13 protein-coding genes are annotated in these 16,958 nt (G+C 56.9%); 7 read left to right on the top strand and 6 right to left on the bottom strand.

Annotated features, from left to right (window positions below; all coding sequences use genetic code 11):
* Positions 1–469 precede the first annotated feature (469 nt).
* Entirely contained in the window at positions 470–847 is a 378-nt protein-coding gene (locus OKX01_RS07340) for a hypothetical protein (protein ID WP_230018577.1), read from the top strand.
* Between the two features lie 235 nt (positions 848–1,082).
* Entirely contained in the window at positions 1,083–3,002 is a 1,920-nt protein-coding gene (locus OKX01_RS07335; RefSeq protein WP_264672703.1) for an alkaline phosphatase D family protein, read from the top strand.
* Positions 3,003–3,034: 32 nt separating this feature from the next.
* Here OKX01_RS07335 and OKX01_RS07330 read toward each other — a convergent pair whose 3' ends face one another.
* The 6 genes from OKX01_RS07330 to purN all read right to left on the bottom strand — a co-directional run bounded on the left by OKX01_RS07330 (position 3,035) and on the right by purN (position 10,724).
* Positions 3,035–3,343 (bottom strand): c-type cytochrome, encoded by a 309-nt coding sequence (locus OKX01_RS07330; protein WP_094196403.1) that lies wholly within the window; start codon positions 3,341–3,343, stop codon positions 3,035–3,037.
* 53 nt (positions 3,344–3,396) lie between these two features.
* Entirely contained in the window at positions 3,397–4,617 is a 1,221-nt protein-coding gene (locus OKX01_RS07325; protein ID WP_094196402.1) for a sulfite oxidase, read from the bottom strand.
* A 394-nt stretch (positions 4,618–5,011) separates the two neighbouring features.
* Entirely contained in the window at positions 5,012–7,306 is a 2,295-nt protein-coding gene (locus OKX01_RS07320) for a UvrD-helicase domain-containing protein (RefSeq protein ID WP_094196401.1), read from the bottom strand.
* On the bottom strand, positions 7,303–8,529 hold the full coding sequence (locus OKX01_RS07315) for a fatty acid desaturase (protein WP_094196400.1): 1,227 nt from the start codon (positions 8,527–8,529) through the stop codon (positions 7,303–7,305). The genes OKX01_RS07320 and OKX01_RS07315 overlap by 4 nt, the downstream gene beginning before the upstream one ends.
* Positions 8,530–8,628: 99 nt before the next feature.
* A complete protein-coding gene (locus tag OKX01_RS07310; protein WP_230018809.1) occupies positions 8,629–9,894 on the bottom strand; it encodes an RsmB/NOP family class I SAM-dependent RNA methyltransferase in 1,266 nt (421 codons plus the stop codon).
* Positions 9,895–10,067: 173 nt separating this feature from the next.
* Positions 10,068–10,724 carry a phosphoribosylglycinamide formyltransferase gene (purN, locus tag OKX01_RS07305; protein ID WP_121738711.1) on the bottom strand — a complete coding sequence of 219 codons (657 nt, stop codon included), beginning with the start codon at positions 10,722–10,724 and terminating at the stop codon, positions 10,068–10,070.
* 49 nt (positions 10,725–10,773) lie between these two features.
* On the opposite strand from purN, the gene OKX01_RS07300 reads away from it, so the two are divergent.
* The 5 genes from OKX01_RS07300 to dut all read left to right on the top strand — a co-directional run bounded on the left by OKX01_RS07300 (position 10,774) and on the right by dut (position 16,835).
* Complete coding sequence (locus OKX01_RS07300) at positions 10,774–11,739, top strand: bifunctional riboflavin kinase/FAD synthetase (RefSeq protein ID WP_094196397.1); 966 nt, start codon at positions 10,774–10,776, stop codon at positions 11,737–11,739.
* Complete coding sequence (gene ileS / locus OKX01_RS07295) at positions 11,729–14,569, top strand: isoleucine--tRNA ligase (RefSeq protein ID WP_264672702.1); 2,841 nt, start codon at positions 11,729–11,731, stop codon at positions 14,567–14,569. Before OKX01_RS07300 ends, ileS begins: the two co-directional genes overlap by 11 nt.
* Positions 14,562–15,095: a signal peptidase II gene (gene lspA / locus OKX01_RS07290; protein ID WP_094196395.1), complete on the top strand. Its 534-nt coding sequence runs from the start codon at positions 14,562–14,564 to the stop codon at positions 15,093–15,095. The genes ileS and lspA overlap by 8 nt, the downstream gene beginning before the upstream one ends.
* 20 nt (positions 15,096–15,115) lie before the next feature.
* The gene (coaBC, locus tag OKX01_RS07285; RefSeq protein WP_249462112.1) at positions 15,116–16,300 is read left to right on the top strand and encodes a bifunctional phosphopantothenoylcysteine decarboxylase/phosphopantothenate--cysteine ligase CoaBC; all 1,185 of its coding nucleotides are present in this window, start codon (positions 15,116–15,118) and stop codon (positions 16,298–16,300) included.
* Between the two features lie 73 nt (positions 16,301–16,373).
* Positions 16,374–16,835 carry a dUTP diphosphatase gene (gene dut / locus OKX01_RS07280; RefSeq protein ID WP_264672701.1) on the top strand — a complete coding sequence of 154 codons (462 nt, stop codon included), beginning with the start codon at positions 16,374–16,376 and terminating at the stop codon, positions 16,833–16,835.
* The last annotated feature ends 123 nt before the right edge of the window (positions 16,836–16,958 follow it).

The raw sequence follows: 16,958 nt of genomic DNA, 5'->3' as shown, positions 1-16,958 counted from the left end.
AACTCCTGAAAAAGAAGGCGCCGTATCCACCAGGATTGGCGCCTTTTTTAGCTCTTGATGGTCTGTAAAACACGCATTGAGGCTTTACGAGATTGCTGACACCTTGGGGCTGAGACAGGGCTATGGCACAGGTACTCGCAACCTGGCTATGACACCCCACGTCCTGCGTTTTGCTGCAGTACGTCATTCACTGCCTGCGTTTAGCTAAGGCGATTCCGACCGCTAAACAGCAACAAGCTCATATCAGCCAAGCTCCTCTCGAAAATTGAATCGACAACTCAGCGTCCTGATCACTTCTTCCCGAAGTTGGCACAGCCCCACTAAGCGCACAGCAGACCCACAAGGGAGTCTTTCAACTATTCCGGCGAATAAAGCACACACGGCGAAAGAACTGCCCGAGCAGGCGGATTAATGGTACAAAGCAGCGCATTCACTTTGAATCATTAATCGGCTTACTCAGGACCCGCACATGCACCTTGCTACACAGGAATTCCCCCGTATCTGGATCTCGAACAGCTCTCCATCCAACTGGAAAGCAGAACTGGAAGCCTTGCTGAATCAAGGACAACGCTTTGTCTTGCTGACCCGCGAGCTGCCCGGTGCAGAGGAAGGTGCGGACAAGGAGGCGTTCTCGCAATGGATCAAGGACAACCGCAGCCGTTTAAGCGTTTCCTGTGCCGCCAGCCTGGTGGTCGTGGACAATGCCTTGATGGCCTTTTCCCTGAATGCCTTTGTCGCCCCCTTGAGCGAAAAACTCGGCTTTCCGGTACGTGTGGTGCATGAGGACGATCTGGACGCACAAGTGACTGCGTTTCTGCAAGCCAAGCCGGAAATGGAAAACAGCTAAGCGGCATGCTCTCACGGACAAGTGCTTATCAGCCGGACACGAAGGGCTCGCTTTTTGACAGGCGACCCTTCTTGTTGGTATTTCACGCATTAAGCACTTTATCTCCACATGCAGCGGCAATGCAGGCGTACCGATAGACAGAGCTGGCACTGCAACTTTCTACACTCTACACTGTCCATTGTCTTTTCTGATTCTGGCTGTTACCCGTTTGAGTCTCTCCCAACTTTCATCGAACTTGCCTCCAGTACTAGCTGGCCCTATTTTGCGTCGCCTGGATTCCCAGCGTTTAGTCCTGTGGTTGGTCGGCAGTTCAAGCCTGTCACTGGATCTGATCCTGGAGCCAGAAGGTCACCCCGCTCAACGTATCTCCCTAGATGCGGATCAGTGCCGCATCGTGCCGCTTGGCACACACGCCTTTATTCATTTCCTGGATATAGAACTCACTGCCGAGCTACCCCTGGACACGCTGGTGCACTACGATCTGATCCTCTCGGCCGGCCATGGAGCGGGACAAGGGATTGCGGATTGGGCGCCACATCTATTGCATCAAGATCAGACCAAACCCAACTTTGTATTGGCCAGCCGCGCTGATAATCTGATGTTTGGCTCCTGCCGCAAACCTCATCACGCCTCACGCGATGGCCTGGCGCAGGCCGACAGGGTCCTGAGTGAACACATCACCGAGGCCAAAGCCCGACCCGCCTTGCTCATGCTGTCCGGCGATCAAGTCTACGCCGACGATGTGGCAGGCCCCATGCTGGCGGCCATTCATTCTCTGATAGCGCGCTTAGGCTTGTATGGAGAGTATCTGGAAGGCGCTGTCGTCTCGGATAGCGAAGCCCTTTACCAGCATCCCGCCAGCTATTACCGGCGCGCGGATTTGCTGCCAGCGTTCAAATCCAACGACGATCTGCGTGAGCGTTTTTTTGGTGGGGTAGAAAAACCAATTTTCACCACCGCGAACGCACACAACCACTTGGTGACACTGGCTGAAGTCTTTGCCATGTACTTGCTGGTCTGGTCCCCCACCCCCTGGCAGATCATTGCCGAGCCAGCGCCCCCTTGCCTGGAACCCAAACATCAGCAACGTTGGGAGCGTGAAGCCACTGCTCTGCAGGGGTTTCGTCAGGATCTGCCCCAGGCAGCCCGTTTGTTGGCGCACGTGCAAACCTTGATGATTTTTGACGACCATGACATCACTGATGACTGGAATCTGTCGGCCAAATGGGAAAGCGTTGCCTACGGCCATCCTTTTTCACGGCAGATCGTGGGCAATGCCCTGATCGCCTATCTATTATGTCAGGCCTGGGGTAACCGCCCCGAGGTCTTTGAGTCTGTACTGGACACGGTCACCGCCTGGACCCGCTCGCCCGATGAGCATCAACGCCTTGAACATCAGACACAGGATGCAATCATCAAGGAGCTGCTGGAGTTTCGGCAGTGGGACTATGTCCTGCGCACCCAGCCTACGTTGATTGTGCTGGATACACGCACGCGCCGCTGGCATAACCGCCGCCTACCCAGCCGACCTTCTGGACTGATGGACTGGGAGTCCCTGACCGAGCTGCAACACGAGTTGCTGGACGAGCGTGCCGCAGTCATTGTGTCTGCCACGCCCATGTTCGGCGTCAAGCTGATCGAAGTCATTCAAAGCATCTGTACCTACGCGGGCTTTGCCCTGACGGTGGATGCAGAAAACTGGATGGCCCACCGAGGTGCCGCCAACACCATGCTGAACATCTTCAGACATTCACGCACTCCCGGTAACTATGTCATTTTGTCCGGCGATGTGCACTACTCCTTTGTCTACGATGTACAAGTGCGTCATAGCAAACATATTCCACATATCTGGCAAGTCACCAGCAGCGGCATCAAGAACGAATTTCCGGAAAGTTTGCTGAACTGGCTGGATCGGCTGAATCGCTGGCTCTATTCTCCACGATCCCCCCTGAACTGGTTTACGCAACGCCGTGACTTAAGCATCAGTCCACGTCTGCCAAATCAGCGCAAACACGGGGAGCGCGTCTGGAATGGCTCCGGCATTGGGCAGATCTGGCTGGATGAGAAGGGCCGCCCTGCCCGCATCCTGCATCACAACGCCAACAAAAAGCCGCCTACCGAATTTCTACCTCCAGATCAGGAGAAGAAAGGGTAAGGCGGCTAGCGTCTGGCTACTACAGGTATAACTTATTGACCCGCTACAGAGCTGACGTAGGTGGCGATAGCATCACGCTCTTGGTCACTCAGGGTCTGGGCAAAGGACGGCATGGCACCCATGCCTTCTTTCATGACTTTCAGGATCTGCTCCTTGCCTGGCTTGAGCTCATCCAGATCCGGACCGATTGCCCCGGCTGAACCAGCGTCAGCCAAGGTATGACAGACCGCACAGGCAATGGGCTTGGCGCCCGTTAAAAACAGTTCCTTGCCTGGCTCCTGAGCATAAGCCTGGGTACTAAAAACAACGACAGATACTGCAGCAACGAGATATTTCTTCATGATTCGCTTCCATAGCCGCCCCGAACGGACGGGGCGGATACAACATTCAAAACTTAAACAACAGTGACAGCCAGCATGTGGTCACGCCAGCTATTGTTCAAATAGCCACGGTTATTAGGTACGCGTTCTTCAGGCTGGACCGTGCCTGCTTCGCTGGTCGCCCGACTAGTAATTTCATACTTGCCAGGTTTCAAATCCACGCCCACCACGAACTGGCGCCACGCATATTTGCCCAGATCAGGGCCTACAAAGCTTGCTTTCACCCAGTTCTTGCCACCATCGACGGACACCTCAACCTCTTTGGCGGCCGACATGCCCCCAAAAGCCAAGCCTTGAATCTGTACCTTGCCCGCCTTGAGTTCTTCGCCAGGCTCACCACTAGGGCTGGTCACCCAGGACTTGACGGGCATTTCCCATACCGACTCCTGATTCGGGTTGGATTTTTCACCAACCGGCGCCAGACGATAGCTGTTTTGCTGAATGTTGGCGGCAGACTGTTCCTTGGTAAACGCCAACTGCTTGATGTACTTGACGTTGTTGACGCCGGTGTAACCAGGCACAACTAAGCGCAAGGGACCACCGTGAGCCAATGGGATAGGCTGGCCATTAATTTCCCAGGCCAGAATCGCGTCATCAATGGCATCCAAAGGAAGCGAACGCTCCACCATGATGGTGTTCGGGTCCAGTCCCTGAGGAATTTCCTCGCCACCTTGCCCTGTCATGTACTTGGCACCCTCGTCCATCCCACCGACAGCCTCCAGCACAGCCTTGATCGGCACGCCGGTAAAGACCACACAGCCTGCTGCGCCAACCGTCCACTGTGTACCGCTGGGTTTCTCGGGGAAAAAGGCACGGCCATTGCCCGAGCACTGCAGCACCATAGGCACAGCCACCAAGCCCAATCGTTTCAGCTCGGCTACGGTCATGTCTTTAGGATTTTTGACACCCTTGATCGACAGTACCCATGCGTCCGGATCGGCCACGATTTGTTCAGACGGGGGAGTCACGTTATTGCGTACGAACAAGCGGTCCAACGGTGTGATCAGCCCCGAACCAAATGCGCTGCGCTTGGTTTCAATGGTATTGGCACTGTGCACGATCAAGCTGTCGGCATGTTTCCAAGATGCATAGGCGGGCAAGGCTTTAGCCTGCGTTTTTGCCTTTTCCTGCGCCAGTGCGGCTGACAAGGGAGTCAGGCTTGCCGTTCCGGCCAGGGCCATCATCCCGCCCGTGGACAACAGCATGCGCCGGCGTGAAAGATTGCTAGGTTCCATGATCGCCTCCATGTGTATTTGGTATTTGTAATTAATTTAGGCTTCGATTTTATGGCGGCACCATCTTTATAACTAGAATCCATAACCCTTATATATAACGCTCATATAGAGGTTTAGCGACAAATCCTGAAAACAAGAACGCCTGATTAAACATGCGGTTTCCATGCAAGATCGCCTTTTGCCTGAACGGTGAAATCAGGCGTCGTTTTTTCTTGAAAGGTGGCAGCGACAGGCAAGACGGACTACAAAAAATAGACAGTGTGAAAGAAGACGCGTAAGAAAAACTGCAGCCGTCTAAAACTTCCCACGGCATTGGGCAGACCATAAAAAAAGCCCCCGGGGGGTCCCGGGGGCCTTCAAACTGCAATTGATTGACTCAGTCTTTGTTTCGTCTTCAGCTAACAGGATCCAGCTTGGCAATGGCCAAGGCCAGAGTCTTGCTACCAACTTCACGGAACTGAATCAAGGCCTGGGCGTCGTCACCCTGCCCCGTCAGATTAACGATGGTGCCGTCACCAAAACGGTTGTGATGCACTCCCTGCCCCACACGGAACGTCTGCCCATTCACTTCCAGCACACTGGTGTGGCTACGACCGCCGTAAGGCTGGGCCGAATAGCTCTTGTCTTTGGACTCCCAGCTTTGACCGCGACGAAATGCCCCCGAGCTAGCCTCGGATTGCATGGGCGGGCTAGTGTAGCGGGCCGACAACCACTTGATATGTTGCTCCGGCAACTCTTCCAGAAAGCGCGAACGCATGGCGTAACGCGTCTGGCCGTGCAACATGCGGCTTTGCGCCAAGGTGATGTATAGACGCTGACGCGCCCGCGTAATCGCCACGTACATCAAGCGACGCTCTTCCTCGATACCGCCCGGATCGAACAAGCTGTTCTCATGCGGGAACAACCCCTCTTCCAGGCCAGTAATGAAAACCGCATCGAACTCCAGACCTTTGGCGGCATGGATCGTCATCAGTTGAATGGCATCCTGGCCTGCCTGGGCCTGATTGTCCCCTGCTTCCAAAGAAGCATGGGTCAGGAAGGAGCCCAACGGCGACATGGGGGCCAGCACAGAGGCAGCCGGCTGATCTGGATTTTGCATGGCCTGCTCGGACTCGCCCGCCACGGCTTCAGGCACTCGACCTGCAGGCAGCTCGGCAAAGCCTTCTTCACCCACAAAAACCGTAGCCGCGTTGACCAATTCCTGCAAGTTTTCCAGCCGCTCGGCACCTTCGCGGTCGGCCTGATAATGGGCCAGCAAGGTACTGTCGTGAACAACGTGTTCAATCAGCTCGGGCAAAGACAAGATCTGCGCCTGGCTGGCCATATCCTGAATCAGGTTCGAGAAACGCATCAAGCTGGCAGCCGCACGTCCTTGCAGATAAGGGATGGCACGCAGCAAACTGGTACCGCGCTCGCGCGCCAAATCGGCCAGTTGCTCTACCGAACGGGCACCAATTCCGCGAGTCGGGAAATTCACGACGCGCAGAAAAGCGGTGTCATCATCCGCGTTATCCATCAGGCGCAAGTAAGCCAGCACGTGCTTGATTTCCTGACGCTCGAAGAAACGGTGGCCGCCATACACTTTGTAGGGCAAACCTTGGGAAAACAGCCTGTGCTCAATCACTCGGGACTGGGCGTTGCTGCGATACAGAATGGCAATTTCACGACGTGGCTTGCCTTCAGCAATCAGGGCGCGGACTTCATCCACAATCCACTGTGCTTCCAGGGCATCCGAAGCCAGTTCGCTGATGCGTACCAGCTCGCCTTCGCCGCTATCGGTCCACAGATTCTTGCCCAGGCGACCACTATTGTTCTCGATCAGCGCGTTGGCGGAATCCAGAATATGACCGCAGGAACGATAATTCTGCTCCAGGCGGATCACATTGCCACGGGCATAGTCGCGCTCGAAGTCGGCCATATTGCCCACGTTCGCGCCACGGAAAGCATAGATCGACTGGTCATCGTCGCCCACGGCAAACATGCAGGCCTGATCACCGGCCAAAAGACGCAACCAGCGATACTGCAGCACGTTGGTGTCCTGGAACTCGTCCACCAGAATGTGTTTGAAGCGGCGCTGATAATGCTCGCGGATTGGTGCATTGCGAGACAGCAGCTCGTAAGCGCGCAGCAGTAGCTCGCCAAAGTCCACCACACCTTCACGTTCGCACTGCTCTTGATAAAGCTGGTAAAGCTCGATCAGGCGGCGGCGGTGAGGGTCATGAGCTTCCAGGTCGCCAGGACGTTGGCCGTCTTCTTTACAGGCGTTGATGAACTTCTGAATTTCCTTGGGCGGAAATTTCTCATCATCCACATTGTTGGCCTTGACCATGCGCTTGATGGAGGCCAACTGATCTGCCGTATCCAGAATCTGGAACGTCTGTACCAGACCGGCATCGCGGTAATGCATGCGCAGCAAGCGATTACACAGGCCGTGAAAGGTCCCGACCCACATTCCGCGAGTATCGATAGGCAATAAAGAAGTAAGCCGCGTCAGCATTTCGCGCGCGGCTTTGTTGGTGAAGGTAACAGCGGCCAGTCCGTGAGGGCTGACCTGCCCAGTCTGGATTAACCAGGCCATTCGGGAGGTCAGGACACTGGTTTTTCCGCTACCCGCTCCGGCCAGCACCAGGGCATGGCCAGAGGGGAGAGTAACGGCGGCTCGCTGTTCCGGGTTTAAGCGATCCATCATGCCGCGTAGCGGCGCAGACGCAAGGCGAACTGCTCAAGACTTTCAATACCACTTTGCTGAGCGCGCTGGCACCAGGTGCGCAGGTCAGACAGCAACTGCTCGCTGGAGGCGCTGGAACTTTCCCAGATACCGGCCAGTTCACGCTGCATGCGAACCAGAATGGACAGGCGGGAATCGCCAGCCGCCACGGTTTCCAGTTCAGCACGCTGCTCGGGAGCCAGAACGTCGTCGCCACGGCCAATCCAGTCGTTGCAGCTCTCCAACAGGGACCAGGAGCAATTTGGGTTGTCTTTGTTCACCTGTGGCTTCAAACGAGCAATTTCTTCCGAAGCCGTGGTTTTGATGATGTCCGCATAGCGGGCCAGAATTTCGTAGCGGTGCGTAATGACGCCTTGCAAGGTTGCCAAACTGATGCCGTCGATTGGGGCATTAGAAGGCACACTAGGTTCCAGACGCAGCTTGGGAGCAACCTTCTTGACCTTGGCCAGACCCAATGCCTTGAACACCGAGATATAGCACCAGCCCAAGTCAAATTCGTACCATTTGCTGGAGAACTTGGCGGACGTACCGTAAGCGTGGTGGTTGTTGTGCAGCTCCTCACCACCAATGATGATGCCCCAAGGGAATACGTTGGTGCTGGTATCAGGGCTGGCAAAGTTGCGGTAACCGATCGCATGACCCAGACCGTTGACCACACCGGCGGCCCAGAAAGGAATCCAGGCCATCTGGATAGCCCAGACCGTCAGGCCCAGCAGACCGAACAGGAACAGATCAATACCCAGCATGATGGTAATACCCAACATGCTGTACTTGGTGTACAGGTTGCGCTCGAGCCAGTCATCGGGAGTACCGTGACCGAAACGCTTCAAAGTTTCGGGGTTAGTGGCTTCCTGGCGGTACAGTTCTGCACCACGGAAGAACACCTGGCCCAGACCAAAGACCACGGGGGAATGGGGATCGCCTTCGCGTTCACATTTGGCGTGGTGCTTGCGGTGAATCGCAACCCATTCTTTGGTGACCATACCGGTGGTCATCCAGAGCCAGAAACGGAAGAAATGCATCAGCGCCGGGTGCAGGTCTAGCCCGCGGTGCGCCTGACTACGGTGAAGAAATACGGTAACTGACACAATAGTGACATGAGTCACCGCCAGAATGACAAGAGTAAGCTGCCACCAAGACAGTTGCAGCCATCCGTCAGCAAGAAAAGAAAGAAACGATTGCATAGACCCTTTTAGACCTGATCTTTGTTAAGGGAAACCGGAAAAGTGTAGCCCACCTAACCAGTTAACAATAACATTATTTAAGGACGAACTTGCTTTAAATCAAGCACTTTCCGTGATTCGTTCAAGTGCCGCACCAAAGAAACAGTCTGTCTGGTGACGGTCCGTGCGCAGATTCAAATAAGGCCCCTCTAGCGCAAGGGCTGGACATTTGTCCTTCAAGATTTCCCGGGCATCCAGCAGTCGGAACTCGGGGTGTTTGTCCAAGAATGCCTGCACTTGTTGCTCGTTTTCTTCGGGTAAAAAGCTACATGTTGCATAAACCAAACGACCTCCTGGTGCGACACACGCCGCAGCCTGCTCCAGAATGTCGGCCTGCATCTGAGTGTACTGCTCCAGAGCTTGTGGGTGTTGACGCCACTTAAGATCAGGATTTCGACGTAAAGTTCCCAATCCGCTGCAAGGCGCGTCCACCAATACACGCTGTGCCTTGCCATGCAGGCGGCGAACACGCTGGTCGCCCGATTCCTGTATGACAACAGGCACCACATTGGACAGGCCGGCACGTGCAAAGCGCGGCTTGGCCTTGTTCAAACGGCTTGCCGATACGTCAAAGGCGTACAAACGGCCTGTAGAGCGCATCAAGGCGCCCAGCAGCAAGGACTTGCCGCCGGCACCAGCGCAGTAGTCAATAACCATCTCGCCACGACGAGGCTCCAGCAAGGCGGTCAGCAATTGGCTGCCCTCTTCCTGAATTTCCAGCTCGCCTTTCTCATACTGTGGCCATACTGCGACAGATGGGCGGCCTTCAATACGGATACCCCAGGGTGAAAACGGCATGGCAACCGGTTTGAAGCGGGCCATGGGGCCATTTTGCAACTGGCGCAATACCGTATCGCGCTCGGCTTTCATGGGGTTGACGCGCAGATCCAGCAAGGCCTGCTCGTTCATGGCGGCCATCAGCTTGTAGGAATCCGGGATCTCTTTCAGACGCTCTTCCAGCCACTCGGGCAGACTCAGGCGTACGCCAACCGGCAGACCGTCCACGTTCAGGGCACGGATATGGCCCAGCCACTGGCGCTCTTCTTCCGTCAACCCCAAAGACAGGGATTCCTGACCGATTGCGGTAGACAGGCCCAGAATGGCCAGACGACGGGTGGATGGGCCTACGCCGCTTTCCGCCCAGTTACGGTACTGACGCAAGTGGCGCAGCACATCGAACACAGCTTCGCGAATCTCGGCACGGTCACGCGAGCCCATTTTGGGGCGGGTACGCGCCCAGCGTGTCAAGGCCAGGTCGGCGGGGTGCTTCCACTGCAAAACTTCACCCAGGGCGCTGGAGACCTGCTCCAGACGGCGCTGTGCCATCGCTCCCGGCTCGGGTGGACCCGAGGGCTTGTCGCGGCGTGCTGCATAAGGGCGACCACGCGCTCCGGACTCGTTACGTTGGGTAGACGAGGACGGGCGCTTGCGGTCCGAGCGGCCGCGGGATTGTTGGTGATCAGACATGAATATTCAAAAATTCCAAATAGCCCGCTCAATCAGGCGGGAAAATAAAAGCCGCGATGCGCAAGTCCGGCAACCTCGACACGGCCATCAGCCTGTAAACGCACTCGCCCCTCGATCAGCCAGCGGACGGCCTGGGTATAGACGTGGTGTTCGGTTGCCAAAACGCGCTCTGCCAGGGTTTGTGCATCATCGTCGTGCAGGACGGGCACGATACTTTGGGCAAGGATGGGACCATCATCGAGCACAGGGGTCACAAAGTGCACCGAGCAGCCATGAAACTGCACGCCCGCGTCAAGTGCCTGTTGATGGGTATTCAAACCGGGAAAGCTAGGAAGCAAGGATGGGTGTATATTGATGAGCTTGCCTGCATAGTGCTGAACAAAATCGGTGCTCAGGATGCGCATGAATCCCGCAAGTAGAACATAATCTGGCTGGTAGCGGTCAATCACGCGTGCCAAAGCCTGATCAAAGGCTTCACGTGTTGCAAATTCGCGATGCGAAACCGTCTCGGTAGGCAGCCCTTGACGCTGCGCCCATTCCAGTCCGGGCGCATCGCCCTTGTTAGAGATGACCGCCTCAATACGGCCATTTAAGCCCGCTGTCTTGATCAGTTCGCCAATGGCCTGCAAGTTGGAGCCCCGGCCTGAAATAAGCACAACAAGGCGACAAGGTAGGGTGGAATCGGTCAAAATCCTGTTTCCCGAGAAATAACGAATCCAAAATTGTAAACTCTCGCTTGTGAAATCTGATCTAAAACTCTATCGCTCTCTGCCACGGCGCAACAGCACGGCCCGCAGCGCTGTCACCATTGGCAATTTTGACGGGGTCCATCTGGGCCATCAGGCCATCTTGCACCGCGTCAATGAAGTGGCGCGCCAGCAGGACCTGAGCTCCTGTGTGATGACCTTTACGCCCCACCCGCGTGCCTTTTTTGCGCAGCGTGGCCAACGGCCCGAACTGATCCCCACGCAGATCAGCGGCCTGCGCGACAAGGTCGAAGCCCTGCACCAATGCGGCATTGAACAAATTTATCTGGCCCGCTTCAATCAGGCCATGGCCGATATGTCGGCCGCCACCTTCATTGACGAGATTCTGGTCCAGGGCCTGAACACCGGCTGGTTGCTGGTGGGCGAGGATTTCCGCTACGGCCACAAACGTGCCGGCGACATTGAAATGTTGCGCCAAGCGGGCAAACGCCATGGCTTTAGCGTCGAGACCCTGCACGATGTGGCCGATGCCGATGGCCGCCGCATCTCCAGCTCAGAAGTGCGCACCGCCCTGGCCGTGGGCCAACTGGACCGCGCCCGTGCTCTGCTGGGCAAACCCTTTCATATTAGTGGTCATGTCATTCATGGCCAGAAGCTGGGCCGGGACATTGGCTACCCGACCTTGAACGTGCGCGTTCCCGAACACTGTGCCGCCCGCTCCGGCGTGTACGTGGTCCGGGTTCACGGACTGACCGGACAGGCTCTGCCCGGCATTGCCTCCTTGGGGGTACGCCCAACCGTCATCGACCAGGGACGGCTGCTGTTAGAGGTGCATTTACTGGACCAACGCCTGGATGCTTACGGTAAACTTGCCCGTATAGAATTTCTGGAATTTGTCAGGGACGAAGAAAAATTCCCGGACCTCATCACAATGATCGCCGCCATCGACAACGATGCACAACGCGCTCGCGACTACTTTGCTTCAAATGGACTATAAAAACTCTCTCAATTTGCCCGACACTCCCTTTCCCATGCGTGGTGACCTCGCCAAACGTGAGCCGGGCTGGATTAGCCAGTGGGAAGAAAACAAAGTCTATGCAGCAATTCGGCAAGCCAGTGCCGGTCGTCCCAAATTTATTTTGCACGACGGCCCTCCCTATGCGAACGGCGACATTCACATTGGTCACGCGGTCAACAAGGTTCTGAAAGACATCATTGTCAAAAGCCGCAATATGGCCGGCTTTGACGCGCAGTACGTGCCCGGCTGGGACTGCCACGGCATGCCCATTGAAGTCCAGATCGAAAAGAAATACGGCAAGAACCTGCCTGTGGCTGAAGTTCAGGCCAAGGCGCGCGCCTACGCTCTGGAACAGATCGACAGCCAACGCAAGGACTTCAAGCGTCTGGGCGTGCTGGCCGACTGGGACCTGCCTTACCTGACCATGAACTTCAGCAACGAAGCCGACGAGCTGCGCGTGCTGTCCAAGATCATGCAAAAAGGGTTTGTGTTCCGTGGCCTGAAACCCGTGAACTGGTGTTTTGACTGTGGTTCCGCCCTGGCAGAAGCCGAGGTTGAATACGCGGATCGCACCGACCCGTCCGTGCACGTGGCCTTCCCCTTCGCGCAAAAAGACAAGCTGGCTGCCGCCTTTGGCGTGGACAGCGTGGACGATGGCGCCATCGTCATCTGGACCACCACCCCCTGGACCATTCCTGCCAACCAGGCGCTGAACGTACACCCTGAAATCAGCTACGCTCTGGTCAAACTGGACAGCCCACGTGCTACCGGCTCCATGCTGATCGTGGCCGAAGATCTGGTGAAGTCCTGCCTGGAACAATGGGGCCTGAGCGGCCAGGTTGTAGCCACCGCCACTGGTGAAGCCCTGAACCTGATCGAATTCAATCACCCTCTGGCCCACGTGGACGCAGGCTACCAACGCCGCTCCCCTGTGTATCTGGGCGACTACGTCACCCTGGACAGCGGTACCGGTGTGGTGCACTCCGCCCCTGCCTACGGTATTGAAGACTTTATCTCCTGCAAAGCCCACGGCATGAAGGACGACGATATGCTCACGCCCGTGATGGGCAATGGGCATTACGCCGAGAATCTGCCCCTGTTTGGCGGCCAGATGATCTGGAAGGCCAACCCGCAAATCGTGGAAGCCCTGCAGAACGCCGGCACCTTGCTGAAAACCGAACAGCACCCGCACAGCTACATGCACTGCTGGCGTCACAAGACGCCCATCATCTACCGTGCCACCAGCCAATGGTTTGCCGGCATGGACAAGGAAAACAGCAGCGGTCGTACCTTGCGTGAAATGGCGCTGGAAGCCATTGATAACACCGAGTTCTACCCCTCCTGGGGTCGTGCCCGCCTGCACGCCATGATCGCCAACCGCCCTGACTGGACCTTGTCGCGTCAGCGTCAATGGGGTGTGCCCATGGCTTTCTTTGTGCACAAGGAAACCGGCGAACTGCATCCCCGCACGCCCGAGCTGATGGAGCAAGTGGCCGAGCGCATCGAAAAGAGCGGTATCGAAGCCTGGCAAAACCTGGACCCACGCGACCTGCTGGGTGACGAGGCCGATCTGTACGAGAAAAACCGCGACACACTGGACGTATGGTTTGACTCGGGTACCACGCACGCCACCGTGCTGGGCGGCAAGGATCACACTACCCACGGCTCGCACGCTGACAAACTGCAATGGCCTGCCGACCTGTACCTGGAAGGCTCGGACCAGCACCGTGGCTGGTTCCACTCGTCTCTGCTGACTGGCTGCATGCTGTATGGCCGCGCACCCTACAAAGCCCTGCTGACCCACGGCTTCGTGGTGGACGGCAATGGCCGCAAGATGAGCAAATCGCTAGGCAACATCATCAAGCCGCAAGAAATTGCCGACAAGATGGGTGCCGAGATCATGCGCCTGTGGGCCGCCTCTACTGATTACTCGGGCGAGCTGTCCATCTCCGACGAAATTCTGAAGCGTGTTGTGGAAGGCTACCGCCGTATCCGCAATACCTTGAAGTTCCTGCTGGGCAACCTGGCCGACTTCGACGTCACCCAACATGCTGTACCTGTTGATCAACTGACCGAGATCGACCGCTACGCCCTGCAAATGACCGCCGACATGCAGGCCGAGTTGCTGGAGAACTACAAGCGCTACGAGTTCCACCCCATCGTGGCTCGCTTGCAGACCTTCTGCTCCGAAGACCTGGGCGCGTTCTACCTGGATATTCTGAAAGACCGTCTCTACACCACCGCCAAAGATGGCCTGCCTCGTCGCTCGGCTCAAACAGCGCTGTATCACCTGACGCAGACCCTGCTCAAGCTGATGGCTCCTATCCTGTCCTTCACGGCAGAAGAAGCCTGGCGCGACATGCACGGAGGTTCGGTTCCTAGCGGTACCATCTTCACTGAACTGTTCCATACCCTGCCCGAGCAAGGCGAACAGTCGGCACTGAGCGCCAAGTGGCAACGCTTGCGCGCCATCCGTGCCGACGTGATGCGCCGCATTGAAGATGTCCGTAGCACCGGCGCCATCGGTTCGTCCCTGGCTGCCGAGATCGACATCTACGCCAAGGGCCAGGATCTGGAATTCCTGCAGTCCCTGGGCGAAGATCTGCGCTTCATGCTGATCGTCTCGCGTGCCGACGTGCACGCTGGCGAAGGCGATGTGCGCATCGACGTTACGCCTACCGAACAGGCCAAGTGCGAGCGTTGCTGGCACCACCGCCCAGATGTGGGCCAGAGCGCCGCGCACCCCACCCTATGTGGTCGTTGCGAGGACAATCTGTTTGGCCAAGGCGAAGTGCGTCACCATGCCTGATAAGGACATGGCCCCTTCTCCCGGCCAGGCCCGACTGCCCTCGCGGCAGTTCTGGGCCTGGATTGGTCTGGCCGCCTTTATTGTCGGTCTGGACCAATGGACCAAACAGTATTTCGACACCAACCTGTTCTATCAGGAACGTTGGAATATCCTGCCCTTTTTTGATTTCACCCTGGTCTACAATCCCGGCGCCGCTTTCAGCTTCCTGGCCGGTGGCCAGGGTTGGCAACGCTGGTTCTTTGTCGGCATTGCCGCTGTCGCGACCGTCTTTATCGTGACCATGCTGCGCCGCTCGGCCAAACAGCCCTTGTTTTGCCTGTCACTTAGCCTGATTCTGGGCGGTGCCATTGGCAACGTGGTCGATCGCCTGATGCACGGCCACGTGGTGGATTTTTTGCTGTTCTACTGGAATCAATCCTACTTTCCGGCTTTCAATATTGCTGACGTCGCCATCAGTTGCGGCGCTGCCTTGTTAGTGCTGGACGAGTTCATGCGCATGCGCCGCAACAAACGACAGCGCTCCTGAGTCTGTAAGGATCATGTCCTATGCTTAGCAATAAAAAACTGGTGTTTGGCATCACCGGCGGCATCGCTGCCTATAAAACTGCCGAGCTTTTGCGTCGCAGCCAGGACCTGGGTGCCCGGATTGATGTAGTCATGACCGAATCGGCCACACGCTTCATCAGCCCGGTCACCTTTCAGGCCTTGTCGGGCCGTACTGTCTACACCGACCTGTGGGATGCGCGTGTTCCCAACAATATGGCGCACATCCAGCTTAGCCGGGATGCCGACGCCATTCTGATCGCCCCCGCCAGCACCAACTTCATGGCCAAGCTGGCCAACGGTCTGGCCGACGACTTGCTCAGCACCTTATGCGTGGCCCGTGGACACTGCCCCCTGCTGATCGCCCCGGCCATGAATCGGGAAATGTGGCTGCACCCGGCCACTCAGCGCAATGTCGAACAACTGCGCCGCGACGGCGTGCATATTCTGGGCCCCGGCAGCGGCGACCAGGCCTGTGGTGAAACCGGCGACGGTCGCATGCTGGAACCGGCCCAACTGCTGGCTGAACTGACCGCCTTCTTCCAGCCCAAGCTGCTGGCCGGTAAACGAGTTCTGATCACCGCTGGCCCGACCAGCGAGCCGATTGACCCAGTGCGCGTCATCAGCAACCGCTCCTCCGGCAAGATGGGTTACGCCATTGCCCGTGCAGCCCAGGAAGCGGGTGCACAAGTCACGCTGGTCTCCGGCCCTGTTGCACTGGAAACGCCCTACCAGGTACGCCGCATCAATGTGGAAACGGCCCGGCAAATGCACGCCACTGTCATGTCCCAAGTGGATGATGCCGATATCTTCATCAGCGTTGCAGCGGTAGCAGACTGGTACGTCAGCAATGCCAGCGACATCAAGATCAAAAAGACCTCCGAACAAGCCACGCCGGACCTGCAATTCAGCCCCAACCCCGACATTTTGGCCGAAGTTGCCGCACTGAAAAACGGTCCTTTCTGTGTCGGCTTTGCCGCCGAGACCGACAACCTGATCGAGCACGCCCAGGCCAAGCGCCAGCGTAAGAATGTGCCTTTGCTGGTTGCCAACCTGGCACAGCGCGCCATGAACGCCGACGACACCGAACTGGTGCTGTTTGACGAGCAAGGCCATATGCACTGGCCTGCCCAGGATAAACTGCTGGCGGCGCGCCAACTGGTTCAAGATATCGCCCAGCGGCTTTAAACCCTTTTCTCTTTTATGATGACGGGCAGCGCTAAAGCAGGTGCGCTGCCTCTTTTTTTTCAGGATACCGTCTATGCATCGCCGTATTGAAGCTCGCATCGTCAATGACTTGTTGGGCACCACTATTGAAGCCCCCAGCTATGCCACGGACGGCTCGGCCGCCATGGACCTGCGCGCCTGCCTGAGCGAAGCCGTTACCCTGCCCGCAGGCGGCCGTACGCTAGTTAGAACCGGCCTGGCCATCAATATGATGGACCCTGGCCTGGTGGCCATCGTCGCCTCGCGCTCGGGCCTGTCCCTGAAGCACGGCGTGCGTGTTGCCCAAGGCATTGGTGTCATTGATGCCGACTACCACGGCGAAATCGGCGTGATTCTGGCCAACGACAGCGACCAGGATTATGTGATCCAGCCCGGCGAGCGTATCGCCCAACTGATGTTCCAACCCGTGGTGCAAGTAGCACTGCAATTTGTGAATGAGTTCTCTACCGAGACCGAGCGTGGTACGGGTGGGTTCGGCAGCACAGGCAAGAACTAAGCATTAAAACTAGGGAAGGATGCGATGCAGAGCGACGTAGTACAGCAAGCATCGCTCCTTCCTTAGTCCTGGCACTTTGCTTTAACAACGTACTAGTGCCACGACTCAGACTTACCCAGGCCA

It is taken from the genome of Alcaligenes sp. SMD-FA (assembly GCF_025960365.1).
GTDB lineage: Bacteria > Pseudomonadota > Gammaproteobacteria > Burkholderiales > Burkholderiaceae_B > Alcaligenes > Alcaligenes aquatilis.
Note: the sequence above shows the minus strand (reverse complement) of the source record. Positions and strands in the feature narration are given on the sequence as shown.

Excerpts from the sequence above, each read along its gene's own strand:
- OKX01_RS07340 (WP_230018577.1), top strand. The coding sequence starts at position 470 with ATGCACCTTGCTACACAGGAATTCCCCCGTATCTGGATCTCGAACAGC.
- OKX01_RS07330 (WP_094196403.1), bottom strand. The coding sequence starts at position 3,343 with ATGAAGAAATATCTCGTTGCTGCAGTATCTGTCGTTGTTTTTAGTACC.
- OKX01_RS07325 (WP_094196402.1), bottom strand. The coding sequence starts at position 4,617 with ATGGAACCTAGCAATCTTTCACGCCGGCGCATGCTGTTGTCCACGGGC.
- OKX01_RS07320 (WP_094196401.1), bottom strand. The coding sequence starts at position 7,306 with ATGATGGATCGCTTAAACCCGGAACAGCGAGCCGCCGTTACTCTCCCC.
- OKX01_RS07315 (WP_094196400.1), bottom strand. The coding sequence starts at position 8,529 with ATGCAATCGTTTCTTTCTTTTCTTGCTGACGGATGGCTGCAACTGTCT.
- OKX01_RS07310 (WP_230018809.1), bottom strand. The coding sequence starts at position 9,894 with ATGGCACAGCGCCGTCTGGAGCAGGTCTCCAGCGCCCTGGGTGAAGTT.
- ileS (WP_264672702.1), top strand. The coding sequence starts at position 11,729 with ATGGACTATAAAAACTCTCTCAATTTGCCCGACACTCCCTTTCCCATG.
- lspA (WP_094196395.1), top strand. The coding sequence starts at position 14,562 with ATGCCTGATAAGGACATGGCCCCTTCTCCCGGCCAGGCCCGACTGCCC.
- coaBC (WP_249462112.1), top strand. The coding sequence starts at position 15,116 with ATGCTTAGCAATAAAAAACTGGTGTTTGGCATCACCGGCGGCATCGCT.
- dut (WP_264672701.1), top strand. The coding sequence starts at position 16,374 with ATGCATCGCCGTATTGAAGCTCGCATCGTCAATGACTTGTTGGGCACC.